At 73.0% G+C, this 26,531-nt stretch carries 23 protein-coding genes; 7 read left to right on the forward strand and 16 right to left on the reverse strand.

The features are described 5' to 3' along the window. Positions 1-16 precede the first annotated feature (16 nt). The gene (locus HB662_RS04115) at positions 17-1,321 is read left to right on the forward strand and encodes a DUF445 domain-containing protein (protein WP_168047389.1); all 1,305 of its coding nucleotides are present in this window, start codon (positions 17-19) and stop codon (positions 1,319-1,321) included. 46 nt (positions 1,322-1,367) lie between these two features. Here the strand turns inward: HB662_RS04115 and HB662_RS04120 are convergent, their stop codons facing one another. After that, positions 1,368-2,039: a PEP-CTERM sorting domain-containing protein gene (locus HB662_RS04120; RefSeq protein WP_168047391.1), complete on the reverse strand. Its 672-nt coding sequence runs from the start codon at positions 2,037-2,039 to the stop codon at positions 1,368-1,370. 480 nt (positions 2,040-2,519) lie between these two features. Continuing rightward, positions 2,520-3,014 carry a nucleoside deaminase gene (locus HB662_RS04125; RefSeq protein ID WP_245185391.1) on the reverse strand — a complete coding sequence of 165 codons (495 nt, stop codon included), beginning with the start codon at positions 3,012-3,014 and terminating at the stop codon, positions 2,520-2,522. Between the two features lie 28 nt (positions 3,015-3,042). On the opposite strand from HB662_RS04125, the gene HB662_RS04130 reads away from it, so the two are divergent. Next, on the forward strand, positions 3,043-4,083 hold the full coding sequence (locus HB662_RS04130; RefSeq protein ID WP_245185392.1) for an LLM class flavin-dependent oxidoreductase: 1,041 nt from the start codon (positions 3,043-3,045) through the stop codon (positions 4,081-4,083). A 12-nt stretch (positions 4,084-4,095) separates the two neighbouring features. On the opposite strand, the gene HB662_RS04135 is transcribed toward HB662_RS04130, so the two are convergent. From HB662_RS04135 to HB662_RS04165, 7 genes are all read right to left on the reverse strand, one after another. After that, positions 4,096-4,317: a hypothetical protein gene (locus tag HB662_RS04135; protein ID WP_168047393.1), complete on the reverse strand. Its 222-nt coding sequence runs from the start codon at positions 4,315-4,317 to the stop codon at positions 4,096-4,098. A gap of 107 nt (positions 4,318-4,424) precedes the next feature. Next, complete coding sequence (locus HB662_RS04140; protein ID WP_245185393.1) at positions 4,425-4,691, reverse strand: hypothetical protein; 267 nt, start codon at positions 4,689-4,691, stop codon at positions 4,425-4,427. Between the two features lie 105 nt (positions 4,692-4,796). After that, positions 4,797-6,620 carry a single-stranded-DNA-specific exonuclease RecJ gene (gene recJ / locus HB662_RS04145; protein ID WP_408871618.1) on the reverse strand — a complete coding sequence of 608 codons (1,824 nt, stop codon included), beginning with the start codon at positions 6,618-6,620 and terminating at the stop codon, positions 4,797-4,799. Next, complete coding sequence (gene glpX, locus HB662_RS04150; protein WP_168047635.1) at positions 6,617-7,612, reverse strand: class II fructose-bisphosphatase; 996 nt, start codon at positions 7,610-7,612, stop codon at positions 6,617-6,619. Before glpX ends, recJ begins: the two co-directional genes overlap by 4 nt. Positions 7,613-7,875: 263 nt before the next feature. Continuing rightward, on the reverse strand, positions 7,876-9,168 hold the full coding sequence (locus tag HB662_RS04155; protein WP_168047397.1) for a homoserine dehydrogenase: 1,293 nt from the start codon (positions 9,166-9,168) through the stop codon (positions 7,876-7,878). A gap of 22 nt (positions 9,169-9,190) precedes the next feature. After that, complete coding sequence (locus HB662_RS04160) at positions 9,191-10,414, reverse strand: LL-diaminopimelate aminotransferase (RefSeq protein ID WP_168047399.1); 1,224 nt, start codon at positions 10,412-10,414, stop codon at positions 9,191-9,193. A 64-nt stretch (positions 10,415-10,478) separates the two neighbouring features. Continuing rightward, positions 10,479-11,096: a hypothetical protein gene (locus tag HB662_RS04165; RefSeq protein ID WP_168047401.1), complete on the reverse strand. Its 618-nt coding sequence runs from the start codon at positions 11,094-11,096 to the stop codon at positions 10,479-10,481. Positions 11,097-11,456: 360 nt separating this feature from the next. Between HB662_RS04165 and HB662_RS04170 the strand changes: the two genes are divergently transcribed. Next, the gene (locus HB662_RS04170) at positions 11,457-13,187 is read left to right on the forward strand and encodes a PHA/PHB synthase family protein (RefSeq protein WP_168047637.1); all 1,731 of its coding nucleotides are present in this window, start codon (positions 11,457-11,459) and stop codon (positions 13,185-13,187) included. Between the two features lie 40 nt (positions 13,188-13,227). Here HB662_RS04170 and HB662_RS04175 read toward each other — a convergent pair whose 3' ends face one another. The 7 genes from HB662_RS04175 to HB662_RS04205 all read right to left on the reverse strand — a co-directional run bounded on the left by HB662_RS04175 (position 13,228) and on the right by HB662_RS04205 (position 22,009). After that, positions 13,228-14,538 (reverse strand): cation:proton antiporter, encoded by a 1,311-nt coding sequence (locus tag HB662_RS04175; RefSeq protein ID WP_168047403.1) that lies wholly within the window; start codon positions 14,536-14,538, stop codon positions 13,228-13,230. 101 nt (positions 14,539-14,639) lie between these two features. Then, positions 14,640-15,278, reverse strand: coding sequence for a hypothetical protein (locus HB662_RS04180; RefSeq protein ID WP_168047405.1), 639 nt, complete (start codon positions 15,276-15,278; stop codon positions 14,640-14,642). 34 nt (positions 15,279-15,312) lie between these two features. After that, complete coding sequence (locus HB662_RS04185) at positions 15,313-16,491, reverse strand: selenocysteine synthase (RefSeq protein WP_168047407.1); 1,179 nt, start codon at positions 16,489-16,491, stop codon at positions 15,313-15,315. Next, a complete protein-coding gene (gene glpK, locus HB662_RS04190) occupies positions 16,488-17,984 on the reverse strand; it encodes a glycerol kinase GlpK (RefSeq protein ID WP_168047409.1) in 1,497 nt (498 codons plus the stop codon). Before glpK ends, HB662_RS04185 begins: the two co-directional genes overlap by 4 nt. Then, positions 17,984-19,063: a hypothetical protein gene (locus tag HB662_RS04195; protein WP_168047411.1), complete on the reverse strand. Its 1,080-nt coding sequence runs from the start codon at positions 19,061-19,063 to the stop codon at positions 17,984-17,986. Before HB662_RS04195 ends, glpK begins: the two co-directional genes overlap by 1 nt. Further along, the gene (locus tag HB662_RS04200; RefSeq protein ID WP_168047413.1) at positions 19,060-20,199 is read right to left on the reverse strand and encodes a hypothetical protein; all 1,140 of its coding nucleotides are present in this window, start codon (positions 20,197-20,199) and stop codon (positions 19,060-19,062) included. The genes HB662_RS04195 and HB662_RS04200 overlap by 4 nt, the downstream gene beginning before the upstream one ends. Continuing rightward, positions 20,192-22,009, reverse strand: coding sequence for a hypothetical protein (locus HB662_RS04205; protein ID WP_168047415.1), 1,818 nt, complete (start codon positions 22,007-22,009; stop codon positions 20,192-20,194). Before HB662_RS04205 ends, HB662_RS04200 begins: the two co-directional genes overlap by 8 nt. 268 nt (positions 22,010-22,277) lie before the next feature. Between HB662_RS04205 and HB662_RS04210 the strand changes: the two genes are divergently transcribed. The 4 genes from HB662_RS04210 to HB662_RS04225 all read left to right on the forward strand — a co-directional run bounded on the left by HB662_RS04210 (position 22,278) and on the right by HB662_RS04225 (position 26,510). Then, entirely contained in the window at positions 22,278-24,518 is a 2,241-nt protein-coding gene (locus HB662_RS04210) for a hypothetical protein (protein ID WP_168047417.1), read from the forward strand. Then, the gene (locus HB662_RS04215; protein WP_168047419.1) at positions 24,515-25,207 is read left to right on the forward strand and encodes a glutathione S-transferase N-terminal domain-containing protein; all 693 of its coding nucleotides are present in this window, start codon (positions 24,515-24,517) and stop codon (positions 25,205-25,207) included. Before HB662_RS04210 ends, HB662_RS04215 begins: the two co-directional genes overlap by 4 nt. Positions 25,208-25,305: 98 nt before the next feature. After that, positions 25,306-25,857 carry a cytochrome P460 family protein gene (locus HB662_RS04220; RefSeq protein ID WP_168047421.1) on the forward strand — a complete coding sequence of 184 codons (552 nt, stop codon included), beginning with the start codon at positions 25,306-25,308 and terminating at the stop codon, positions 25,855-25,857. Then, positions 25,854-26,510 carry a DUF1028 domain-containing protein gene (locus HB662_RS04225; RefSeq protein ID WP_168047423.1) on the forward strand — a complete coding sequence of 219 codons (657 nt, stop codon included), beginning with the start codon at positions 25,854-25,856 and terminating at the stop codon, positions 26,508-26,510. Before HB662_RS04220 ends, HB662_RS04225 begins: the two co-directional genes overlap by 4 nt. Positions 26,511-26,531: the final 21 nt, after the last annotated feature.

Below are 26,531 nucleotides of genomic sequence, written 5' to 3' on the forward strand. Positions count from 1 at the left end.
CCTACCTGCGCTTGCAATGCAGGACAGCCCCCCGCCCCCCTCGCCCCTCCCCCTCACCCCGGATACGGAGGATCAGCTCCGCCGCGGCCTCAACCGGCACCGCGCCGCCGCCACCGGGCTGCTCGCCGGCATGGGCGGGCTGCTGCTCGGCAGCTACGCGCTGCCGCCAGGCTATGGCACGGACCTGCTGCAGGCCGCCGCCAAGGCCGGCGTGGTCGGCGGCATCGCCGACTGGTTCGCGGTGACGGCGCTGTTCCGCCACCCGCTGGGCCTGCCCATCCCGCACACCGCCATCATCCCGATGCAGAAGGAAAGGCTGGGCGCCGGGCTCGGCCGCTTCGTCGCGAACCACGTCTTCACCGAGGCCGAGGTTTCACGGGTTCTGTCCAAGGTGGACCTGGCACGGGTGCTGGGCGATTTCTTTTCGGACCCCGCCGCGGTGCAGCCGGCCGCCGGCGCGCTGGCCAAGGGGCTGCCGCGCATCCTGGCCAGCCTGGAGGATGGCCGCGCCCGCCGCCTGCTGGGCCGCCTGCTGCCGCGCATCGCCGGCGGGCCGGGCGCCGCCCGGGTGCTCGCCCGCGCCCTGACGGCGCTGATCGAGGGCGGCCGGCACCAGGAGGTGTTCGACCTGGCGATCGGCCAGCTCAAGGCCGTGCTGGTGGCGAAGGAGGACCAGCTGCAATCCGCCATCGCCGCGCGGGTGCGGGCGGAGGGTGGCGCGCTGGTCGGCTGGATCGCCGGCGCCGGCATCGCGCGGCGCGTGCTGTCCGCCCTGAATGCCGAGCTGGACCGCGTGCAGCCCGGCGACAGCGACCTGCGCGCCGCCTTCGAGGCCTGGATCCGCGCGGAGATCACCCGGCTGGAGACCGACCCGGACCGCGCCGCCGCCGTCGGCCGAGCCTTGCGGGAAGCCCTGGCTCACCCCGCCGTCGCCGCCTGGCTGGGCGATATCTGGGGCCGGCTGCGCGCGGCGCTGGAGGCGGATGCGGCGAACCCGAACGGGCGCACCGTGCAGGCGCTGCAGGCAGCGCTGGGCAATCTCGGCACCATGCTGGCGGAGGATCCGGCGGCGCGGGACCGGCTGAACAAGGGCGCCGAACGCGCCCTGATCGCCCTGCTGCCGCGTGCCCGCACCCAGCTTTCGGACTTCATCGCCGGCGTGGTGCGGAACTGGGACACGGCGACGGTGACGGAGAAGATCGAGCTGCGCGTCGGCCGCGACCTGCAATATGTGCGGATGAACGGCACGCTGGTCGGCTTCCTGGTCGGCGGCGCGCTGTACGCCCTGCTGACGGCGATCTTCGGCCGGGTGGCGGGCTGAGGCGCGGCCAGCACCCGGAGGGGCCGGCCGCGCCTTGGCCGGATGGTCAGGCCAGCCCGTTCCGGCGGGCGGCGCGGCGGCGCACCATGCCGAGGCCGAGCAGCCCGGCGCCGAACAGCGCCAGCGAGGCCGGCTCCGGCACCGGGACCGCCGTCAGCGTCACGTTCGCGCCGGGGCTGATGGAGCCGTTCTCCGCGAAGTACATGTCGGAGATATCGACCAGGAAGGTTCCACCGACGCCGAAATTGACCGTGACCGGCGCGAAGTCGATGAAGAAGTCGGTGATGCGGACGCCGGGGATGTTCTCCAGCAGGTCGTCCACCGGGCCGCTGAACGCGCCCGTGCTCGCCACCAGCTGCACGGTCTCAGCCAGCGGGCTGGTGAAGGCGAAGCTGGCTACAACGTCCAGGTTGTCGGTTTCGTTGGTGAACAGGTTCTCAGGGAAGCCGCCACAGAACAGCGCCGGGTTGATGCAGGTCTCGTTGAACGTGACTCGCCCGAACAGGAAGGATTCCGTCTCACCCAGGTTGAGGCTGAAGGATTGCGGCGTCACCAGATCGGTGAATGTGACATCGAGCTGGCCGCTGCCGGTGCCATAGCCGGACCCGACGGTGAAGCCCCCGGAGAGGATGCTGAAATTTACCGGCTGGGCCTGGGCAGCCGACACGCCGATCAGCGCCATTGCACCAACTGCAGCGCCGAGAATAGTCCTGAACATTTCTTGTTTCCTCAATGGCAGCGAGATTGCTGCATGCCACGGGAGAGCAACGAGCGTGCCACTTCATCATGATACTGAAATTGTTCCATAAAAAATAAAATTTAGTTTTGTTGTTGCGGCGAGCGTCAAGCCTGCCGACAGGCTTCACGCTTGTTCGGGAGAATTGTCCGATTCCTGAGACGCCTTAAGCCGGCGGTAGGGACCAGCGTCGCATGCTGTCCTCCTCGCCCCAGGAGGACCGTCCATGCGCCCGATTTCCACCGACCCGCTCCTCGCCCTGATCGACAGCATCTACTTCGCCATCATGCGGCGCGTGCGGTCCTGAGGCGGAGGCCTCACGCCAAAGCCACTGATGGGAGCCTGCGCCTGCCGATGGCGGGCGAGCGGCCGGATGGCGGCCGCGCCAGGTGGCGCGTAGCCAAGCCGGCGGATGCGTCGGCGATCGAGGCGGTGATCGGTCACGATCACCGGGATCTGGTATCAGTAGGCCACCCGGTCGGGCTTCGCCGCCCATTCGGCAAAGACCTCCAGCGCCTCCGCCCCCAGCAGGCGCTGCATGGGCAGGCTGCGATGCGCGATCGGCTTCGGGATCTCGGCATAGAGGAAGGCATCGTCGAAGCCGATGCCGGCGGCCTGCTCCCGGTCATTCGCATAGACCACACGGTCGCAACGCGACCAGTACAGCCCCGCCAGGCACATCGGGCAGGGCTCGCAGCTGGTGAATACCGTGGCGCCGCGCAGGTCGAAGCGGCCGAGCGCGGTGCAGGCGCGGCGGATGGCGACAATCTCCGCATGGGCGGTCGGGTCGTTGGTGCTGGTCACCTGGTTCCAGCCCTCCGCCACCACCCGCCCCTCCAGCACCACCACCGCCCCGAAGGGACCACCCGCGCCGCCTTCCATGCCGCGGCGGGACAGGGCGATGGCGTGGCGCATGAAATCCTCGTCCGTCATGGCCACCTCGACGCGCGGGGGCATAGGCCCCACCTTGCGGGCTGGAGGGTCCATGATGCCGCTCGCGCTGTCCATTCTCGACCAATCGACCATCGCCTCCGGCCGCGGTGCGGATGAGGCGATCCGGGAGACGCTGGCGCTGGCCAGGCTGGCGGACCAATGGGGCTATCGCCGCTACTGGCTGGCGGAGCACCACAACAGCGCCTCCCACGCCGGGACCGCGCCGGAGGTACTGGCAGCGGCCATCGCGGCCACCACCCAGCGCATCCGCATCGGCACCGCCGGCGTGATGCTGCCGCATTATTCGGCGCTGAAGGTGGCGGAGCAGTTCCGGGTGCTGGAGTCGATCGCGCCCGGCCGCATCGACCTCGGCGTCGGCCGCGCCCCGGGCTCGGATGGCCGCACCGCCTATGCGCTGAACCCGGATGCGGCGGCGGCGGCGGATCGCTTTCCGCAGCAGGTGCAGGACCTGATGGGCTGGCTCGGCGACGGGCTGCCGGAAAGCCACCCCTTCCGGATGGTCACCGCCAACCCCGCCATCCCGACCCGGCCGGAGGTCTGGATCCTCGGCAGCTCGGATTTCGGCGCCCAGCTCGCCGCCTATTTCGGCCTGCCCTACTGCTTCGCCCATTTCATCACCGATGGGCGCGGCAGCGAGGAGGCGATGGGCCTGTATCGCGAGGGATTCCGGCCGCATCCCGGCGTGCCGGGCCGGCTGGCGAAGCCGCAGGGTGTCGTTGCGGTTTACGCCCTCACGGCTTCGACGGAAGCCGAGGCGTTCCGCCACTTCCGGTCCCGCGCCATCTGGCGCCTGTCCCGCGACCGCGGAGTCTATCCGCCGCTGCCCTCCGTCGAGGAGGCCGAGGCCTATTCCCTGACATCGGAGGAAGCCGCCAAGATCGAGCGCATGCGCGCCCGCGCGCTGGTCGGCGCCCCGGAACAGGTCGCCGCGCGCCTGGCGGCGCTGGCCGCGGCGCATGGGGTGGAGGAGGTCGCGGTGCTGACCCCCTGCCACGATCCGAAGGCCCGGCAGGACAGTTTTCGCCTGTTGGCAGAGGCGGTGGCGTCCGTCAGCCTGTCCGCAGCGGCCTGATCAGCCGCCCGATCATCCGCGCGGAAATTCCGGCGCCCGGCGCCGATGCCGGCGCCTCGCGCGCTGCCGGGCCGCGGCCTCGGCCAGCGCGGGCAGGCCGAGCAGCGGCGCCGTCAGCACCGCCAGCAGCCCGAAGCCTGCGCCCCAGTGTGCCCCGCCCAGCATCAAGGCAGCGCCGGATGCGGTCCAGGTCACAGCGTTGATCGCCAGGCCAATGCCGAACAGCCAGCGCATCCGCCGCAACCGGGCGGCGGCCTCGGCCGGATCGCCCTCGGTCCAGGGGGTGCCGCGGGGGGAAACTTCGTAGAGCCGGCCCGGGTCGATCCGGAACGGCGGGCGACTCAGCGCCGCATCACGACGAAGACGGGCCGCCCCTGCTGCCGGGCGCGACGCAGGCGCCACCAGATGGAGCCGGCGCCGATCAGCCCGGCCACCAGCAGCACCGGCAGGATCAGGCCGACGAACACCACGGCGAGCGAGGCCAGCACCAGGCCGCCAGCGATCAGCGCGACCAGCAGCGCAACCCCGCCGACCCGCGCCAGGACGCGGTCAAGCAGGCCGGGCTGCCGCGGGGTTGGCGGCTGCGTGAACTGCCCGTCAGGCGTCATATCGATGACAGGCGGGGGGCGATTCGGTTCCATGGGCCGTCATGTTGCCCGCCGGACGCCCTCGTTCAAGGGCGAAGCTGTTACGACCTGTGACACCTCATCCAACTACCCGACCGGCGCCGCATCCACCACATGGAAGCCGGCGGTCACGCTGTCGTTCCAGCTTTCGGCGCGCAGATGGCCAGCCAGGTGCAGCGTGCCGCCGCCCAGCAGCGCGGCGGCCAGCGGGCCTTCCTTGGCGCGGAAGCAGATCGCCTTCAGGCGGCCGCTGCCGCCCTCGCCTTCCAGGAATGCGCGGATGGTGCCGCCTTCCTTGCCCACCCGGTCGGCGCGGACCACCCGGGCGCGGGACAGCACGAAGACGGGTTCGTCATTGCCGGCGCCGAAGGGGGCGAGGCGGGCGATCTGACTGGCGACCTCCACCGTGGCACCCGCCACGGCGAGCGAGCCTTCCACCGGCAGATCCGCCGCACCCGGCAGGTCCGCAGCATGCGACAGGCGCTCATCCAGGAAGGAATGGAACTCCCCCTCGCGCGCCGCGAGGAAGGAAAATCCGGCGGCCATGGCGTGCCCACCGCCGGTCTCCAGCAGCCCGGCCTGACGCGCGGCGATGATGGCCGCGCCCAGATCCACCCCGGCGACGGAGCGGCCGGAGCCCTTGGCCAGCCCGTTGTTCAGGCCGGCGACGCAGGCCGGGCGGTTATACTTTTCCTTCATCCGGCCGGCGACGATGCCCACCACGCCGGGGTGCCAGCCTTCGCCCACCACCAGCAGAACGGGGTGGCCGTGCTGCGCCTGGCGCTCGGCCTCGGCCATGGCGGCGGTCAGCACGTCCGCCTCCACCTCCTGCCGCCGCTTGTTCACCGCATCCAGCTTCTCCGCCATGGCGCGGGCCTCCAGCGGGTCATCCTCCAGCAGCAGGCGCAGCCCCAGATCGCTCTCATCGATGCGGCCGGAGGCGTTGATGCGCGGGCCGAGCAGGAAGCCGAGCGTGTGGGCGGTTGGCGAATCCTTGGCCAGCGCCACTTCCAGCAGCGCGGAGACGCCGGCCCGGCCGCGGCGGGCCATCACCTTCAGCCCCTGCGCCACCAAAGCGCGGTTCAGCCCGGTCAGCGGCATCACGTCGCAGACGGTGGCCAGCGCCACCAGATCCAGCAGATCCAGCAGCCTGGGTTCCGGCCTTGTGGCGAAGGCGCCGCGGCGGCGCATCTCCCGCACCGTGGCGACGCCCGCCAGGAAGGCCACCCCGGCGGCACACAGCATGCCGAGGCCGCTGGTGCAGTCCAGCCGGTTCGGATTGACCGCGGCGCGCACCACCGGCACCGGGCCTTCCGCCTTGTGGTGGTCCAGGATCACCACATCGGCCCGGCCGCGCGCCGCCTCCAGCGCCACCTCCGCCGCGATGCCGCAATCCACCGTGACGATCAGCGTGGCGCCGCGGTCGCACAGCGTGGCGATGGCACGTGCATTAGGGCCATAGCCCTCCGCGATGCGGTCCGGCACGTAATGGGTGACGCGGGCGCCGAGTTCGCGCAGCAGCCGCACGGTCAGCGCCCCGGAACAGGCGCCGTCCACGTCGTAGTCGCCGAACACCACCACCTGCTCACCGGCCTGCGCCGCATCCGCCAGGCGGGACGCCGCCGCATCCATGTCCCGCAGGGTGGAGGGGTCCGGCATCAGGGCGCGCAGCGTAGGTTCTAGGAAATCGGCCGCCGCCTCGACCCCGACGCCGCGCGCCGCCAGCAGCCGCCCGACCAGTTCGGGCAGTTCCAGGCGCTGCGCGATGCCGAGCCCGGTGCGCGCATCGCCCTGGCGCCAGATCCAGCGCCGGCCGAGCGCGCTGCGGGCCACGCCCAGCGCGATCTCCGCGCCGGGCGCGCCCAACAGGGCGCCGGGGGCACCCAGAAGGGTCGCGGCCGCGTCGTTCAACCGGCGAAGGCCGCGGGCTTCAGCGCGAAGTTGTGGTGACCCTCCACGTAGCGGACGGTGCCGGACTTCGAGCGCATGACGATGGAATGGGTGATCGCGCCCTTCCCGAAGTCGCGCACGCCGCGCAGCATCGGGCCGGTGGTCACGCCGGTGGCGGCGAACATCACGTCGCCCTTCGCCATGTCAGTCATGGAATAGATGCGGCTGGCATCGGTGATGCCCATTTCCTTGGCGCGCAGCACCTGGTCCTCGCTCTCGAAGATCAGGCGGCCCTGCATCTGGCCGCCGATGCAACGCAGCGCCGCCGCCGCCAGCACGCCTTCCGGCGCCCCGCCGCTGCCCATGTAGATGTCCACGCCCGTATCGAGCTGGGAAACCGCCACGACGCCGGAAACGTCGCCATCCGGGATCATCATGATGCGCGCCCCGGCGGCGCGGCAGCGCTTGATGATCTCCTTGTGCCGGTCGCGGTCCAGCAGGCAGACGACCAGGTCATTGACGCTGCGGCCCTTGGCCTTGGCCAGGTTCGCCAGGTTCTCCTCGACCGAGGCGTCCAGGTGGACCACGCCCTCCGGCAGGCCGGGGCCAACCGCGATCTTGTCCATGTACACGTCCGGCGCGTGCAGGAAGCCGCCCTTCTGGGCCAGCGCCACGCAGGCCATGGCGTTGGGGCCGCCCTTGGCGGTGATGGTGGTGCCCTCCAGCGGGTCCACCGCGATATCCACCTCCGGCCCGCCACCGGCCTTGGCGTAGAGGCCGACCTTCTCGCCGATGTAGAGCATCGGCGCCTCGTCCATCTCGCCCTCGCCGATCACCACGGTGCCGGAGATGGCGACGGTGTCGAAGGCGCGGCGCATGGCTTCCACGGCGGCGCCATCGGCGGCGTTCTTGTCGCCGCGGCCCATCCAGCGGCTGGCGGCCAGGCCCGCGGCCTCCGTCACCCGGACCAGTTCAAGGGCCAGGTTGCGATCGACATGGACCTGACGGTCCATCTGCGGCGTGGTCTCGGACAAGGTGGCTTCCTCCGGATCGGGGCTGGGGGGCAGTCTCCGCCCACCGGCCAGGCGGATGTTGTGGCCCGGAACCGGGGGCGGCGGAAAGGGGGCTTAGCAGGCTGTGGAAAAGCCCTCTCCACCCAAATGGGTGAGAGGGCTGGCCGAGGGGGGCGCTACGGGCGGCGGCAGCGTTCCATGCCGGGACGCCGCTCCGCCCCCATGAAGGATGGGGGCAGGGGTCTTTGTGCCGATTCCGGCCCCTACAACGCCTCGATGCGGATCATCGCCGGCGTCTCCAGCACGGCCTCTAGCGCCTCGATCCGGGCGATGGCGGCGCGCATCTGGGCTTCCTCGCAATCATGTGTTGTCACCACCACCGGCACCACCTCGCCCGGCGCCCTGCCGCGCTGCAGCATGGATTCCAGGCTGATATGGTGGTCGCGCAGCGCGGCGGTGACATCGGCGATGACGCCGGGCCGGTCCACCACCATCAGCCGCAGGTAATAGGCGCCGACGCGCTTCGACATGGGCACATTGGGCGCATGCGAGAGGTCCGGGGAGGCGACGCCCCAGACCGGCGTGGTGCGGCCGCGCGCCACATCGATCAGGTCGGCGCAGATGGCGCTGGCCGTCGGCCCCGCCCCGGCGCCGCGGCCTTCCAGCACGATGCGGCCGACGAAATCGCCCTCCGCCACCACCGCGTTGAACACGCCATCGACGCGCGCGATCGGGTGCGCTACCGGCACCATGCAGGGGTGCATCCGCGTCTCGATGCCCGCATCGGTGCGCCGCGCGATGCCGAGCAGCTTGATGCGGTAGCCCAGCTCCTCCGCCAGCTTGATATCCAGGGCGGAGATGGCGCGGATGCCCTCGACATGCACGGCGTCGAAATCCACCGGGCGGCCGAAGGCCAGCGCGGCCAGGATCGCCAGCTTGTGGGCGGCGTCGATGCCATCCACGTCGAAGGCCGGGTCGGCCTCCGCATAGCCCAGCTTCTGCGCCTCGCTCAGCGCCTGCGCGAATTCGATGCCGCGCTCGCGCATCTGCGTCAGGATGTAGTTGCAGGTGCCGTTGAGGATGCCGAGCACGCGGCTGATGTCATTCGCCGCCAGCCCCTCGCGCAGCGCCTTGATGGCCGGGATGCCGCCGGCCACCGCCGCCTCATAGGCCAAGGCGACGCCCTTGGACTCGGCCAGTGCCGCCAGTTCCGCGCCATGCACGGCCAGCAGTGCCTTGTTGGCGGTGACCACCGGCTTGCCGGCCTTCAGCGCGGCGCGCACCAGATCCGCGCCCTGGCCCTCCGACCCGCCGATCGCCTCCACCACCACATCCACATTCGGGTCATGCGCCAGCGCCACCGGGTCATCGTACCAGCGCAGCCCGGCGATCGAGACGCCGCGGTCGCGCGTCCGGTCGCGGGCGGAGACGGCGGTGACGGCGATCGGCCGACCGGCGCGGGCCGTGATGGTCGCGGCATTGTCGCGCAGCAGCGTCAGCACGCCGGCGCCCACCGTGCCGAGGCCGGCCACCGCGACGGAAAGCGGCTTGGTCATGTGCAGATATCCAATCGAGAAATCAGGCCGCGTCGGGAGTTTCGACGGGGGCATCGACCGGCCCGGCATTGTCGGCGGTCAGGAAGTTCTTGATGCCGCGCATCGCCTGGCGAATGCGCTGGCTGTTCTCCACCAGCGCGATGCGGACATGGCCGTCGCCATGCTCGCCGAAGCCGATGCCCGGCGCGACGGCAACCTTCGCCTTGGCCAGCAGCAGCTTGGCGAAATCGACCGAGCCGAGATGCTTGAAGCGGTCCGGGATCGGCGCCCAGAGGAACATCGAGCCCTCCGGGGACGGCACCTGCCAGCCGGCGGAGGCCAGGCCCTTCACCATCACGTCGCGGCGTTCGCGGTACAGGTCGCGCATTTCCTGCACGCAATCCTGCGGCCCGTTCAGCGCGGCGGCGGCGGCGATCTGGATCGGCGCGAAGGCGCCGTAATCCAGGTAGGACTTCACCCGCGTCAGCGCCGAGACCAGCCGCGGATTGCCGGCGGCAAACCCCATGCGCCAGCCCGGCATGTTGTAGGTCTTCGACATGGAGGTGAATTCCACCGCCACATCCTTCGCACCCGGCACTTCCAGGATCGAAGGCGGCACGTTCGAGCCGAAATAGATCTCGGCATAGGCGAGGTCGGACAGGATGAAGATCTCGTGCTTGCGCGCGAAATCGACGATCTGCCTGTAGAAATACAGATCGGCCAGCATCGCCGTCGGGTTGGACGGGAAGTTCACGATCAGCGCCGTCGGCTTCGGCACCGAATGCTTCACCGCGCGGTCCAGCGCCGACAGCATGTCGTCATCCGGCGTGCAGGGAATGGACCGGACGGAGGCGCCGGCCAGCACGAAGCCGAACTGGTGGATCGGGTAGGACGGGTTCGGCACCAGGATGGTATCGCCCGGGCTGGTGATGGCCGCCGCCAGGTTGGCCAGCCCCTCCTTCGACCCGAGGGTGGCGACCACCTCCGTCTCCGGGTCCAGCTTCACGTTGAAGCGGCGGTCGTAATAGCCGGCCAGGGCCTTGCGCAGCCCGGGGATGCCCTTCGACGCGCTGTAGCGGTGCGTGCGGGGGTCGGCCACGGCCTCGATCAGCTTGGCGACGATATGCGGCGGCGTCGGGCTGTCCGGATTGCCCATTCCGAGGTCCACGATGTCCTCGGCGGCTGCGCGTGCCTTGGCCTTGGCCGAGTTCACCTCGGCGAAGACGTAGGGCGGCAGGCGCCGGATGCGGTGGAACTCCTCGGTCATTTTCGTCGGGTCCGTGGCGTGAAGGGAAGCCGGGGGTGGAGGAAGGGCAGGATAGCCGAAGGGTTCAGTTGCCGCGAGGCGCCAGCAGATCCGCGCCCGGCGGCGGCGGCGGCGCCAGCAGATCCCCCATCGGCGCCGGCGGCGGGCCGGACAGCGGCGGCGGGGCAGCCTGCGGCAGCGGTGCGGGCGCCGGCTGCGTCGCCGTGCCTGACTGCGTCGCCGTTCCTGGCTGCGTCGCCGTTCCTGACTGCGTCGCGGGGGGCGCTGGCGTGGCCGGAACCGTTGGCGCCGCGACGGCGGGTGCGAAGGGCGCGGGCACCGGCTCCAGCCGGATCGCCGGCACCGAAGCCAGGGTCGGCGGCGCCGGCGGCTGGCTGCCGGAGGTTACGGGTGCGGGGCTTCCCGTCATCCCGGTGCGGGACCCCTCGCGATCCGCGGCCAGGGCGGCGGACAGGGCAGCCCGTTCCGCCGCGGTGGGCGGCACCGGCCGGGCCGGCACGGTGGCCAGGTTGGGGTAGGGCGCATCGCGGCCCGGCGGCGGTTCGCGCCCATCCAGGTAGCCGCCGCTGACGTTGCGCCACCAGTAGCGCGGGTCGATATCCTGCGGCACGCCGCCGGAACATCCCGCCAGCAGCAGGACGCAGGCCAGCACGGCGCCGGGCCGCGCTTGATCGCCCGGCATCCGGCCCTTACCTTCACAGTGTTTCCCGTGGCGTCCGACGCGCGGGTGCATGGCTTCCCAATCCTTCGCGCGCCGAGGGTTACCCCGAACCACCAGCCGGCGAAAGCACCAAGGCGAGGGTTCGGCGGGAAGACTCACCCGGGCGGGCGGCCGGCGGCGAATTCGGGGGAATGCGGGCGCATGGCGCAGGATACGGGTGCGGACCACACCAAGGCCGGCGAGGCCAAGGGCGGCGAGGCGGCGGGCCATGAAAGCTCGGCCCGTGGCGCCGCGGCGCGCGAGGCGACGGGCCATGCCCGGCCGAATGGCGGGGATGCGGCCGGCTTCCGCCTGCCGGACCCGGCGCTGGTCAGCCGCACCATGGCCGATGTGGCGGAGCGCGGGCAGCGCATCGTCGGCGATTTCCTGAAGCGCCAGGCGGAAGGAACGCCGTCCACCGGGCCGGACCCGCTGCATATCGGCTCCGCCTTCCTCGACATGACCACGCGGCTGATGGCCAACCCCGCCCGCCTGATGCAGGCGCAGATCGGCTTCTGGCAGGACTACCTGACCCTCTGGCAGAACACCGCGCGCCGGATGATGGGCGAACCTGCCCCCGCCGTGATCGAGGAAACCAAGGGCGATCGCCGCTTCAAGGACGATGCCTGGCGGGAGAATGAGGTCTTCGACTTCATCCGCCAGTCCTACCTGCTCTCCGCCCGCTACTTCACCAATGTGGTGCAGGGCGCGGAGGGGCTGGACAACAAGACCGCGCAGAAGGTGGATTTCTACACGCGACAATTCGTCGATGCGATGAGCCCCTCCAACTTCCTGATGACCAATCCGGAAGTGCTGCGCCGCACCGCGGAGACGGGCGGCGAGAACCTGCTGAAGGGCCTGTCCAACCTGCTGTCCGACCTGGAACGCGGCAAGGGCAACCTGCGCATCCGCATGACCGACGACAGCAAGTTCAAGGTCGGCGAGAACATTGCGGTGACGCCCGGCAAGGTGGTGTTCCGCAACGCACTGATGGAGCTGATCCAGTACACCCCGGCGACGGAGCAGGTGCTGAAGCGCCCGCTGCTGATCCTGCCGCCCTGGATCAACAAGTTCTACATCCTCGACCTCCGCCCCAAGAACAGTTTTATCAAATGGGCGGTGGAGCAGGGCCACACGGTCTTCGTGGTGTCCTGGGTCAATCCGGACGAGTCGCTCGCCGACAAGGGCTTCGAGGACTACATGCGCGAGGGCCCCTACGCGGCGCTCGATGCGATCGAGGCCGCCACGGGCGAGAAATCCGTCAACGCCATCGGCTATTGCCTGGGCGGCACGCTGCTGGCCTGCACCCTGGCCCACATGGCGGCGAAGAAGGACACGCGGATCAAATCCGCCACCTACTTCGTCACCATGACGGATTTCGAGGAGGCCGGCGAACTCGGCGTCTTCATCGATGAGGAACAGCTGCTCGGCATCGAGGAGAAGATGTCGAAGAAGGGCTTCCTCGAGGGGCGGGAGATGGCGACCACCTTCAACATGCTGCGCGCCAACGACCTGATCTGGTCCTTCGTGGTGAACAACTACCTGCTGGGGCAGGAGCCCTTCCCCTTCGACCTGCTGTACTGGAACGACGACAGCACCCGCATGCCGGCGAAGATGCACAGCTTCTACCTGCGCCGGATGTACCAGCAGAACGACCTGGTGAAACCCGGCGCCATCGAGCTGGACGGCGTGAAGATCGACCTGCGGAAGATCAAGGTGCCGAACTACATGATCTCGACGCGGGAGGATCACATCGCGCCGTGGAAATCCACCTATCGCGGCACGCAGATCTATGGCGGCAAGACCCGCTTCGTGCTCGCTGCCTCCGGCCACATCGCCGGCGTAGTGAACCCGCCGGACTCGGGAAAATACAGCCACTGGGTGAACACCAGCCTGCCGGCGGACCCGGATGAGTGGTTCAAGGGCGCGACCGAGCTCGCCGGGTCCTGGTGGCCGGATTGGCAGCGCTGGGTGCTGGCGCTGGACAAGGACATGGTGCCGGCCCGCCAGCCCAAGGATGCCGGGCTGGGGGATGCGCCCGGCAGCTACGTGCTGGTGATGGCGAAGGACTGAGCAGCCCTTCCCGGTCGGTGGGGGCCAACACCTGCCCCCCTCACCGCGCCGGCCCGGTCAGGCCCGGCGGCGGAATCTCCGACCGTTCCGGCGCATCCGGGTCGCGCCCCTGGCTGCGGTCCAGCCAGCGCATCACGGGCGTCACCGTCAGCCCGTGCATCAGCACCGACAGCAGCACGATCAGCCCGACCACCGCCCAAAGCCGCTCCGCCTCCGCGAAATCCGCGTGGTTCAGCCCGTAGGCCAGGTAGTAGAACGACCCTACGCCGCGGATGCCGAAGAAGGCGAGCGTCAGCTTCTCGCCCCAGGCGGCGCGCAGCCCGACCAGCCCGGCCAGCCCCGCCAGCGGCCGCACCAGCAGCAGCACCGCCACCGCCAGCGCCACATCCACCCAGCCCAGCGGCGCCAGCAGGCCGGAAACCAGCGCTCCGCCGAACAGCAGCAGCAGCAGCATCATCGCCAGCCGCTCCACCTGCTCCGTCAGATCGTGCATCTCGCGGTGGAATTCGTGCTTGCGATGGGCGTGGCGCAGCGTCAGCGTGGTGACGAAGACCGCAAGGAAGCCGTAGCACTGCGCCATCTCCGTCAGCCCGTAGGAGACGAAGGTGGCGGCGATGGCAATCAGCCCATCGCCGGTCTTCGCCAACTGGTTGTCGCCCGGCATGTGGAAGGTCAGCCAGCCGAAGACGCGGCCCACCAGCCAGCCCGCCGCCACGCCGAAGCCGATTTCCCATATCACGTGGTAGCCGATCCAGTGCAGCAGCCAGGGCTCGCCGGACTCCGCCGCCAGGGCCAGCACGATCGCCAGGTGGACGAAGGGAAAGGCCAGCCCGTCATTCAGCCCGGCCTCGGAGGTCAGGCCGAAGCGCACCTCATCCTCCTGCCCGGATTCCGGCGGGCCGACCTGCACATCGGCTGCCAGCACCGGGTCGGTCGGCGCCAGGCTGGCGCCCAGTAGCAGCGCCGCCACCCAGGGCAGCCCGGCCCAGGCGCCGAGCAGGGTGATGGCCAGGATCGACAGCGGCATGGTGATGCCGAGCAGCCGCCAGGTCACCGCCCAGCGATGGATGTGGAACACCCGGTCGATCTTCAGCCCGGCGCCCATCAGGGCAATGATGACGACGAACTCGGTGAAGCGCTCCGTGAAGGCGGGGAAGGCCAGCGGCAGCGGCTCCGACCCCACCATGGGCAGGGCGAAGATGGCGGCGCCGAGCAGGATGCAGACGATGGGCAGGGACAGCGGCAGGCGCTTCAGCGCCAGCGGCAGCCACGCCACGAGGGCGATCAACAGGCCGATACAGGTCAGGACGACGATGTAGGGTTCAGGCCGCAGGGTATCTATGGGGGGCATGCAGGGCTAACGGCGGAACCCCCGCGCCGTTCGCTCCTGCAGCAACAGGCAGGAAACGGGTCCGGCCGGTTCCGCCGGGCGGGTCTTGCCCTGCCGTCCGTTCAGCGCGGCCCGATGCCGAGGCCCCGCCCCGGCTCCGGGTTCACCCATCCGGCCTGCGGGTCCAGCGCCCCGGTCAGGCCCCAGACCCGGCTGCGCGCCAGGCGGTCCACCTCGTCCCGGGCCAGCGATGTGGCGATACGGCCCTGTGGCAGCGGGCCCGGGCGGCTAAGGAAGGCCAGCGTGCCCGCCCCGCCCGGTTCGAACAGCGCCGGGCTAAGCGCCGCTTCCGCCGCCGGACGGTCGCCCCGCCGCAACGCCACATGCGCGGCGGTCAGCGCCCGCACCACCGCATCCGGATCGGCGCCGGCGCGGATGCCGAGCGCGGCGCGGCCCTCCACCCGGGCGCCGCGCAGCTCGAACACCACGCCGGAGGGCAGCGGCGCCCAGCGCAGGTCGCGCATGAATTCCACCGTCAGGAGTTCCACCTGCGCCGCGGCGCGGGCCATGGCGGCCGGGTCGTTGGCCAGCGATCGCCCGCCATCGGCATAGGCCAGCGCCGCCTGCCCCACCGCATCGCGCAGCGGGTCCGCACTGCCGGCGCCGAGCACCGCGGGGATGCGCGCGGAAGGCGGCGGCTGGCGCAGTTCCGCGCAGCCGGCCAGCGCGAAGGCGAGAAGCGCGAACAGGGCAGGCCGCATGGGGCGAATCTCCCGGCGTGTCATGGCGCGCATCCTATCCGGCTTTCTGCGCGCTGGCGAAGGCGGCCGCCAGCGCCTGGCCCAGCGGTACCAGATCCGCCTCCGCCAGCGCCGCCGGATGCACCACCAGCACGCCGTCCCGCATCCGCCCCTGGTTCACATGCACCCGCCGGGCCCGCAGCGCGGCTTCCACCTGCGCAGCCGCGGCAGGATCGGCGCAGCGCAGCAGCAGCAGCGGTGTCGGACCCTGCGCGATCTCGGCGGGCACCGCGCCCATCGCCGCCCGCACCGCGTCGAGCCGCGCCAGCATGCGTGCCTGCCGGGCGGCATCACCCTCCGCCACGAAGCGGCGCAGCGCGACCAGCAGGCCCACCACCTCCTCCTTCCCCGCCTTGCAGGACCGGCCAATGCCGTGCCGCGGCAGGAAGGGCAGCGCCGTGTTGCCGGCGAATTCCGGCGGCAGGCGGAACTGCGCATCCGGCACATCCAGGTCCAGCATCTGCAGCAGCGCGCTGGCCACCAGGGGCCGCCGCCCGGCCAGGATGCCACTCGCCTGCGGCCCGCCGATCGCCTTGCCGCCGGAAAACGCCACCAGGTCGGCGCCGGCATCGAGGAAGCCGCGCAGATTGGCGACCGGGGGAAGTTGCGCCGCGGCATCCACCAGCACCGGCACGCCGGCCGCATGCGCCACGCGCACCACCTCGGCCAGCGACGGCTCCGACCAGGGCTGCGCCACCCAGAATACGGCGGCGGTGCGCGGCCCGATCGCGGCGGCGACCTCCCCCACCGAGGCATCGCGCACCCCGGCGCCGGAGAAGCGGTCCGGGATGCCGACCTCGACAATGCGCCCGCCCGCCACTTCCAGCGCCCGGTCATACATGTTGCGCTGGCTGCGGCTGACGATGAATTCGCAGCGTTCCCCCGCCGCCGGCAGCGCATTCATCGCCACCGGGTCGAGCCCCGCCAGGCAGGCGGCCGCGCCCAGCAGCAGCGCCGCGGAGGCGCCGCCGGTGACGATGCCGGCCTCCGCGCCGGTCGCCGCCACAATCTCCCGGCTCGCCGCCGCCTGCAGCTCCAGCATGTCGAAGCAGGCGGATGCGGCCTCGGCCATCGCCGCGCGGACCTCCGGCGCCAGGATGCCGCCCGACAGGCGGGTGACGGTGCCGGCGGCGTTGATGACCGGCGCCAGGCCCAGCTCCGCCAGAGCGCTCATGTCAGCACGCGGCGCACCGCATCCTGCCAGCCGGCATGGCGGCGATCGGCCTCGGCGCGCGGCATGGACGGATGAAAGCGTCGGTCCAGCCGCCAATGCGCCACCGCCGGCCCCGGCGGCGGCAGCAGCCCGGCCTGGAGACCGGCGAGATAGGCGGCGCCCAGCGCCGTGGTCTCCTGCACCTCCGGCCGATCGACCGGCGCGCCCAGCAGGTCCGCCAGCGCCTGCATGGCGTAGTCCGAGGCGGTCATGCCGCCATCGACCCGAAGCACGGTCCCGCCGCCGCGCGCGCCCCAATCGGCCTGCATCGCCTCCACCAGGTCGCGGGTCTGGAAGGCCACCGCCTCCAGCGCCGCACGGCAGATTTCGGCCGGGCCGGTGTTGCGGGTCAGGCCGAAGATGGCGCCGCGTGCCTCGGCATCCCAATGCGGCGCGCCGAGCCCGGTGAAGGCCGGCACGAAATACACCGGCTGCGCCGGGTCCGCCTTTGCCGCCAAGCGCCCACTCTCGGCCGCATCCTTGATGATGCCGAGCCCGTCGCGCAGCCATTGCACCGCCGCGCCAGCGATGAAGATGGCGCCTTCCAGCGCATAGGTCCGCTGCCCGCCCAGCTGCCAGGCCAGCGTCGTCAGCAACCGGTTCTTCGAAGGCACCGCGACATCGCCGGTGTTCAGCAGAAGAAAACAGCCGGTGCCATAGGTGGATTTGACCATGCCCGGGGCGAAGCAGGCCTGGCCGAGCATCGCCGCATGCTGGTCGCCCGCCATGCCGCGCACCGGCACCGCCGTGCCGAGCAGCCCGGGCTCCGTCATGCCGAAGTCGCAGGCATTGTCCCGCACCTCCGGCAGCAGCGATTCGGGAATGCCGAACAGCTTCAGCAGATCGGCGTCCCAGCAGCCGCGGCGGATGTCGAACAGCATGGTCCGCGCCGCATTGGTAGCGTCCGTCGCATGCACCCGCCCACCGGTCAGCCGCCAGAGAAGAAAGCTGTCCACCGTGCCGAAGGCGAGGTCGCCGCGTTCCGCCGCCGCCCGCGCGCCGCCGACATTGTCCAGCAGCCAGGCCAGCTTGGTGGCGGAGAAATAGGGGTCCGGCAGCAGCCCGCTGCGCTCCGCGATCAGCCCGCCTGCGCCTTCCGCCGCCAGCCGGGCGCAATGCGCGGCGGTGCGGCGGTCCTGCCAGACGATGGCGCGGTGGATCGCCCGCCCGCTGCGGCGATCCCAGACCAGCGTCGTCTCCCGCTGGTTGGTGATGCCGATGCCGGCCAGGTCCTTCGCCGCGGCGCCGCCCTGGGCCTCCCCCTGGGCCAGGGCATCGCGCATCGTGGCCAGCGTCGCCGCCCAGATCTCCTCCGGCTCATGCTCCACCCAGCCCGGCGCCGGGAAATGCTGGGCGAGCGCCCGCTGCGCGCTGGCGCGCGGCGCCAGATCCGGCCCATGCAGGATGGACCGGGTGGAGGTGGTGCCCTGGTCGATCGCGAGCAGCAGGTCCATCACGCCTCTCCCCGGAGCAGAAGCCAGAAGGCGAAGCCGGTGGCCAGCACCGGCGCGGCCAGGGCGCCGAAATCGGCCAGCTCAGGCTGCAGCAGCCCCAGCAGCGGCCCCAGCCCGGCGGACAGCACCGCCAGGACCAGCGCCGCCAGAACCGCCGACCGTGGCGAGCGCCGTTCCAGCAGCGCGGCCGCCAGGGCGGCGAAGGCCGGCAGGAAGCCGGCGCCGAGCAGCGCCAGCCGGAAGGCTGGCAGCCCCTCCACCGAAACCCAGCCCGCCGCCGCCGGCGCGCCGCCGATCACCAGCCCCAGCGCCACTGCCAGCGCCTGCAGGCCGAGCAGCGCAGTGGCCAGCGGCAGCGGCGCCAGGCCGCGCGTGGCCGCCAGCAGCAGCAGCCCCGGCAAGGCCACCGGCAGGGCCAGCGCCACCGCCATCAGCTTGCCATCGGTGCCATAGGCCATCAGCGGCCCGGCCAGCACCGCCAGCGCCAGCGCTAGCCCGGCCGCGCCCTGGCCGGCCAGCACCCGCGCCTCGCCCGGGCGCAGCCGCGGCGGGGCGGCGGCGGCCGGAGCGGCGGCGAGGAAGCCGGCCAGCGCGGCGCCCAGCGCCAGGCCCCAGAAGGCTCCCGCCAGCCCACCGACCAGCCAGGCCAGCGCCGCGCCCAGCAGCGCCCCGGCCGCCAGCCCGGCCAGCGGCGGCAGGCCGAAGCCCGCGGCCACGCCCAGCCCGACCCAGAGCAGCGCCAGCGCCGCGCTGGCCAGGGCGCCGGCCAGCGCCTCCGCCACCGGCAGCCCGTCCAGCAGATGGAACAGCGCGAAGGCGGCAAGCCCCGCGCCGCCGGTGGCCAGGCCGAGCGGCCGGCCGAGCACCCCGCGCCGCGCCGCCAGCATCGCCGCCGGCGCGCCCGCCAGCAGGGACAGGGCGACGACGAACAGCAGGCTGATGAACTCGCCCTCCACCCCGAGCAGCGCCAGCAGCGCCAAGCCGGCCAGCATCGCCAGCACCGGCCCGAGCCAGGCGCCCGCCACCAGCGCCCCGGCCACGCCCGGCCGGTCCGGCGCTTCAGCCTCGGTCCCGCTCATCGCGGCGCCTCGGCCAGCCACAGGCGCCAGGCGGCGGCATGCGGGCCGGTGACGGCGGCGCGCCGCGCCTCGGCTTCCAGCAGCGGGCGCCAGCGCAGCACCAGCGCCTCCAGCGCCGCGAAGTCACGGGCGCGGAACAGGCATTCGGCGAGCCAGCCGATGGCGCTGCCGCCCGCCGCGCCGCGCGTCACCGCCGCCTCAAGCGCCCGCCGCGCCGCCGGCAGGTCGCCCAGCGCCAGCAGGTTGCGGCCCAGCGCCGCCTCGGCCTCGGCATCACCGCCCTCGGGGCCGCCATCGGGCGCGGCCTCGGCCAGCGCCTGCCACAGCCCGGCGGCCTCCGCCCGGCAGGCATCGGCGCGCGGCGGTTCGAGCAGGCCGGAGAAGGCGGCACGGTCCAGCGCGCGAGCCAGGGCGCGCTGCGCGGCACGGCCATTGGCGCCGGACTGGCCGCGCGCCACGGCACGCAGCGCTTCCGCTGCCTCCAGCAGCCGGCGTTCCACCTGCGGCCGCAGCAGTTCCGTGCGTGCCCGCACCGCCGGGTCGGCATCGCTCAGCGCCAGCCGCAGCAGCGCGACGCCGCCGGGGCGGGCCGGTTCGGCCGCCAGGTCCAGGGCGCGCGCCTTCTGCCGCGCATGCCCCCAGCGCAGCACATCGCCCAGCGATTCCAGCAGCAGGCCGTCCGGCACGTCCCGCGCCAGGGCAATGGCATCCAGCCGCGCATCGACCGGGTCCTCCGGCAGCGGCGGCGCCACCCGGCGCAGCCGGCGCGGCACGCCGAGCGCCAGCGCCGCCAGCGCGCCCGGGATCGCCAGCGGCCCGAGCGCCGGCAGCGTCGCCGTGAGCAGACGCAGCACCGCGGTGGCCCAGGGTTCCGCATCGGGCGGCGGCGCGGGCCGCAGCAGCAGCGCCAGGCAGCAGCCGAGATGCAGGACCAGCGCCACCAGCCACCAGCCCAGCCCGAGCGCCAGCACCACCAGCGCCTGCCCCATCGCCAGCCCGGCCAGGATCAGCGCCTCGCCTGCCACGCCGGCCGGCACGAACACCACCGGCGAGCGGCGCTCGGCGCCGCCGCGCGGCCGCAGGCGCCGGGTCAACCCGCGGCGGTCCCCCGGCAGGGCGCGCGCCGGGCTAGCCATGCGGGCGCACCACCTGCCAGCCCCCACCGGCCAGGCCGTGCAGCAGCGCCACCCCCACCACCACCTGCCCGGTCGCCGAGGGCGCGCGTTCCGCCAGCAGCGCGCGCAGCCGCGCCGCCGCCGCCTCCGCCCCGGCCACCGCGGCTCCCGGCAGCAGGATGGACAGGCGGCGTTCCTCCAGCCGCGATTCCAGCAGCAGGTCCGAGCCGCGGAACGCCTCCGCCATCGCCGCCCGCGTCGCCTCCAGCGCCGCCGCGCCGCGCGGCCCGGCGGGGATCTCGGCCGAGAGCAGCGCCAGTTCGAAGCCCAGGCGGCGGGCCAGGCCGGTCATCACCGCAATGGCGCGGGACGCTTCCTCGCCGGGCACCATCAGCCCGCCACCGGCCGCCGCGCCGGGCTGGCCGCCGACGCCCGAGGCCGCTTCCGCCGCCTCCCGCGCCCGGGCCTCCGCCAGGGCGGCACCGATCCAGCCCGCCGCGGCCTCCAGCGCCGCGATGGTGTCGAGGCCGAGATCCTCGAAGCCGATATCCTCGATCTTGACCATGCCGAGCACGAAGCCGTCCCAGGGCGACAGCACCGGCGCCGCCAGCAGCCCCTCGCCGCCCAGGGCCAGGCGGTCGCTCAGGCGGGTCGCCACCAGCGCGCCGCGGCCCTGGGCGATGGCATCGGTCAGCGGGCCGGGCAGGATGGTCTGCGCCCATGACGGGGCATGCGGCGGGTCGGTCTGCTGCGGCCAACCCTCGGCGGCCACCAGATGCAGCGTGCGGTCCTCGGCCAGCCAGAAGGAACAGGCGGTGCAGCCGGTAGCGGCGCGCAGCAGGCCGGTGGCGCCGCGGATCACGCCTTCGGTGCCGCTGCCCAGGATGCGCGCGGCCTCGAACACCGCCGTGGTGGCCTGCAGCCGGGCGCCGAGCCGGGCGTCCAGTTCCAGCGCGCGTTCCGCCAGGCGCTGGTTGGCCTCGGCGATCGCGGCGCGGTCCTGCTCGGCGGCGGCAACGGCCGCCTGCGCCGCGCGCAGCCGGCGCAGGTGCCATTCGCTGAAGCCGCCGACCAGCGCCGCCAGCAGCGGCCAGACCAGCGGCAGTGCCCAGGCACCCAGGTTCCAGAGGTCGGCGGACACCGCGAGGCCCATGCGGAGCAGGCCGGCGACGAGCGCCAGGGCGACGCCCGGCACCAGCCCATAGCGGGCGGCGACATACAGCACCGGCAGCATGAAGGGGGAGGCCGGGTAATGCGCGAAGCCATTGCCGCCGGTCAGTACCCGGTCCAGCACCGCCATCAGCAGCAGGCCGCCGAGCCCTTCGACCAGCGGTCGCAGCGGCACGCGCAGCGGCGGCAGGCTGGTGAAGGGCAGCCCAGGCAGCGACGCCGCGACGGAAAGTGCCGCAGGTGGAGGTGTCGCAGCGGGTGGCTTCATCTCGGTCGGCTTCGTATCGGTCGGCTTCGTGTCGGTCGGCTTCGTAGCGGGTCGGGCGTGGTCAGGCTCGGCAATCGCCCGCAGCCGCGCCGCGGCCGCATCCGCCGGGCGAGCTCGGCGCTGCCAGGGCCAGCGCCAGCCACGGGCGGGGCGCCTCGGGGGTTGGGCCACGGGGCGAGAGGGCGGAGCCGCTTCCGGCGGCTGCGGCGTGGCGACATGCGAGGCCCAGGGGTCGGACCACGGGTCGGACCAGGCCTCGCTGCCCGGCTGCGTCTCCGGGCTGGCATCGGCAGGCGGCGGCGGGGCGAAAGCGGGCCCCGGGCCGTGCTGCGTCGCATCCGGCGGCGACGGCGCGGATGCGCGGCGCCCGGCAGAGGCCGTGGGCATCCTCAAGCCAGCAATTCCGAAGCCGCCATCGCCCACATCCGCCTGCCCCCGCAGTTCCCCAAGCAATATCGGCAGCCGTCCCGCCGCGCCAGGGCCGCCTCGCGCCCCACCCACCTGCCGCACGGCCCCACCTGCCGCACGGCCCCACTTGCAGCACGACGCCGGCACGCTTCGCCACCGCAGGGGACCCAGCGCCATCCGGATGACCTTAACCCTGCCGGATCACCTCGCCCCTGGCGGATCGGGCAAGGCCCCGCTACCTGTTGGCGGGACAATGTCCTCCACCGCCCTGCCAGCCCCGCCCGGCCAGCTCTCTGGACAGCCCCCAGGACAGTTCCTCGGCGGGCTGCCTCCGGCGCAGCGCTTCGGCCTGGCCTTCGGCGCGGCCGTGCTGGCGGCGCTGGCCGCCGCCACGCTGTTGCCGCCCCCCGCCCCGCCGCCGCCGCTGCGTGCTTCGGAACCGCTGCGCCCGGCCGAGGACCGCCTGACCGCCACGCTGGAACGCGCCGCCGCCGCCCGGCCGGATGACCCTGCCGCGCTGCGCCGGCTGGCCGACCACCTGCGCGCCAGCCACCGCCCGGTGCAGCTTGCCGCCGTGCTGGAACGCCTGCACGCGCTGACCGGCGAGCCCGCCACATTGCGGGAGGCGATGCAGCTTCGCGATGAGCTGGGCGATGCCGCCGCCGCCCGCGCCGGCCTGGAGCGCCTTTCCGCCATCGGCGCGACGATGCAGGCGGAGGCGCTGCGCCTGGCGGCGCTGCGGATGGAGGCGGGCGATGCCGCCGGCGCCTTCGCCGGGCTGCTCGCCGCGGTGGGCCGCAGCCCGACCCCGGAGCTCGCGCTGCGCGCCATGCAGGCGGCAGCCCGGCTGCCCGACCCGGCGATGGCGATGCGACCGCTCGGTGCGCTGCTGGTCCAGGTGGCGCCGGATCTGATGGAGGCGCTGCGCCGCGTGCTGATGGGCGATGGCCGCCCCGATCTGGCGCTGTTCCTGCTGGAGGGCCTGCCGGCCGAGGACCAGGCCGCCCCCCGCGCCGCCCTGGCGCTGGCGGAGGCCGAGGCACGCGCCGGCTGGGCGGGCGGTGCGCTGGCCCGCCTCATGGCGCTGCGCGCGACGGAAGGCCTGCCGCCCGGCGGCGGCGCGCTGCTGATCGATCTCGCCTTGCGCGAAGGCCAGGTCGAGGAAGCCTTCGCCGTGGCCGCCCTGCTGCCACCGGATGCCTGGCCGCCCGAACTGCCGATGCGGCTGCACGAGGCCGCCCGCGCGTCGCGCGACCCGGCGCTGTTCCGCCGCATCGACCCGGCCCGCCTGGCGGCCCGCCCGGATGCCGCAGCGGTGGTGGCGCTGGCGCGTGGCGACCGCGCGGCGGCGCGGCGCTACGCCCAGCAGGCGGTGGAGCAGCCGCCGGCCTCCGTGGAAGGCGCGCGCGGGGTTGCCGCGGTGCTGCGCGAACTGGGCCTCGACCAGGCCGCGCATGACCGGCTGCGGCGGGAGGTGCAGGCACCCGAACCCGCGCCGCTGGCGGTCCGCCTGTTCGCCGAGCTCGCCGCCCTGCCCGGCCGCCGCGCCGCCGCCCTGCCGCTGCTGGAGCGGCTGCGCGCCTCCGGCCCGATCGCCGGCGAGGCCTGGCTGCGCCTGGCGCTGGCCGAGGACCGGTTGGCCGATGTGACGCGCTTCCTGACCGGCGGCGGCACCGCCTCCGCCGCCGCGCTGGCCGAAACGCTGACCCTGGCGGCGCAGCGCCGCGCCGCGCCGCTGGCGGATGCCGCCGCGGCCGCGCTGCGCGCCCTGCCCGGACTGCCGGAGGGCTGGACGGCGGAGGAGGTGGCGGTGACCGCCTCCCTCGCCCGGCCGCTCGGTGCCGCGGGGCTGACCGGCGCGCTGAACCTGCTGGGCTGGACCGGGGAGGTTGCGGCCGGCGACCGCGTGGTGCGGCTGCTGGCGGCGGCGCCGGAGGTGGCGGGCGCCGCCGCCTTCCTCGGCGCCGCGCAGCACCCCGCCGTGCCACGCCTGCTGCGCGGGGCGGAGGCGCCGGGCGAGGCCGGCACGGCCCGGCTGGCGCTGGTTTCCGTGCTGGCGCCCGCCGCCGCGGCGCCGCTGCTGGAACGGCGGGCGGAGACCGAGCCGGCCCGCTTCGGCCCGGCCCTGGTGCTCGCCCGGCTGCGTGGCGAGGGTGCGGCGGAAGGTGAAGCGGCGCTGCGCGACCTGCTGCCGCGGCTGGACCGGGCGCAGCGCGAGCAGGCGCTGTTCCTGGTGCTCGCCGCGGCGCCGCAGGATTCGCAGGCCGCGCTGCGACGGCTGGCGGAGGCGACGCTGGGTGCCGGCTGGCAGGCCCGCTACGAGGCGGCGCTGACCCGCCAGGGCCGCCGCGCCGAATTGCTCGCCGCGCTGCGCACCCGCGCGGCGCTCGCCGATGCGGCGGAGCGGCAGGAGATCGCCGCGCGGATGATCGAGTTGGGCGACCCGGACGGTGCCGGCGCGGTGCTGCGGGGCGATGTGGAGGAATTGCGGTGACGCTGCGGATGTACGATTTGGCCGGTGCCGACCCGGCGCGGCGCTTCAGCCCCTATTGCTGGCGCACGAAGATGGCGCTGGCGATGAAGGGGCTGCCGGTGGAAACCATCGCCTGGCGCTTCACGGAAAAGCAGGTGCTGGGCGCGCTCGGCTGCGACAAGGTGCCGGTGCTGGTCGATGGCGACCGCGTGGTGACCGATAGCTGGGCGATCGCCGAATATCTGGAGGAAACCTACCCCGACCGCCCCAGCCTGTTCGGCGGCCCCGGCGGGCATGCGCTGGCCCGCTTCATCAATGCCTGGACCGATGCGGTGCTGCATGCCGGGCTGGTGCGGATGGTGGTGGCCGACATCGCCAAGGTGCTCGCCCCCGAGGATGCCGGCTACTTCCGGCAGAGCCGGGAGGCCCGCTTCGGCATGCCGCTGGAGGCCGTGCAGGCGGACCGGGAGGCGAAGCTGGAGGGCTTCCGCCAGAGCCTGCACCCGCTGCGGATGGTGCTGCGGACGCAGCCCTTCCTGGGTGGCGCGGCACCGCTGTATGCGGACGCCATCGTCTTCGGCGGCTTCCAATGGGCGCGCTGCGTCAGCCCCTTCCGGCTGCTGGCGGCGGACGACCAGGTGGAGGCCTGGCGGCAGCGGATGCTGGACCTGCATGGCGGCCTGGCCCGCGCCGCGATCGGCTTCGACTGAGGCGCGATCCCGCTGGCAAGTGCCGCCGCGCTGTGGCCTGATGCCGCACCCGCCATTCCGGCCGAGAGCGGCATGGCGGCGGCGGAGACGATCAGTCCATGCTGAACAAGACGATGCTGGCGGGCGCGGCCGCGCTCGCCCTTCTTGCGGTCGGAATTCCGGCCGGTGCGCAGCCCCGCGCGCCCTACACCACCGGCCCGCACAACATCACCCTGCCGAGCGACTGGGAGCAGCGCTTCATCCGCTACGCCACGGTGGACAAGGCGGACCGCAAGATCATCCGGCACCTGTACGTCAACCCGGAAGCCTTCGCCGCCGCCCGCGCCGGCCAGCCCCTGCCCCATGGCAGCCTGATCATCATGGCCGATACGCGCGCGCGGCTGGATGCGGCGGGCAACCCGCTGCTGGACCAGCAGGGCCGCTTCATCGCCGCGCCCGGCTGGATCGCGCTGGCGGCGCAGGAGAAGCAGCCGGGCTGGGGCGAGGGCTATCCGCCGGAGCTGCGCAATGGCGAATGGGAATACGCCGCCTTCACCGGCACCGGTGAACGGCGCAACGTGTCGTTGAACGGCTGCTTCACCTGTCACATCAACACCCGGGCGCAGCAGGATTTCGCCTTCAACTTCTGGGACTACGTACAGACCCGATGACCTTCTCGCTGATCGGCCGGTGCGCGCGCACCGGCCAGTTCGGGGCCGCGGCCACCACCTCCTCCCTCGCCGTGGGCGCACGGGTCCATGCCGTGGCGCCCGGAATCGGCGCAGTGCTGACGCAGCATCGCACCGACCCGCGGCTCGGCCCGCGCGGCATAGGGCTGCTGCGCTCCGGCTGCTCGGCCTCCGAGACGGTGGCCGCCCTGGTTGCCTCCACCCCGGATCATGGCTGGCGGCAATTGGCGGCGATCGATGCGGCGGGGCGGACGGCGCATTTCCACGGCGCGCGGGTGAAGCCCGAACATGGCGCGGCGCATGGCACGGATGTGGTGGCGATCGGCAACATCCTCTCCAGCGCCCAGGTGCCGGATGCGATGGTGAAGGGCTTCCTGGCGAATCCGGAGCTGCCGCTGGCCGAGCGCCTGGTGCGCGGGCTGGAGGCCGGGGAGGCCGCCGGCGGCGAGCATGGCGATGTGCGCTCCGCCAGCCTGCTGGTGTTCGGCGCGCATGATTTCGCGCTGGTCGATCTGCGCGCCGATGGCCATGCCCGGCCGATCCCGGCGCTGCGCGCGCTGTGGGAGGAATACGCGCCGCTGGTCGATGCCTATGTGGTGCGCGTGCTGAACCCCGACGACGCCATCGCTCTCTGAACTCCTGCTGGAAGGTCTCGA

Origin of the sequence: Falsiroseomonas frigidaquae, from assembly GCF_012163145.1 — a bacterium.
Classification (GTDB): domain Bacteria; phylum Pseudomonadota; class Alphaproteobacteria; order Acetobacterales; family Acetobacteraceae; genus Falsiroseomonas; species Falsiroseomonas frigidaquae.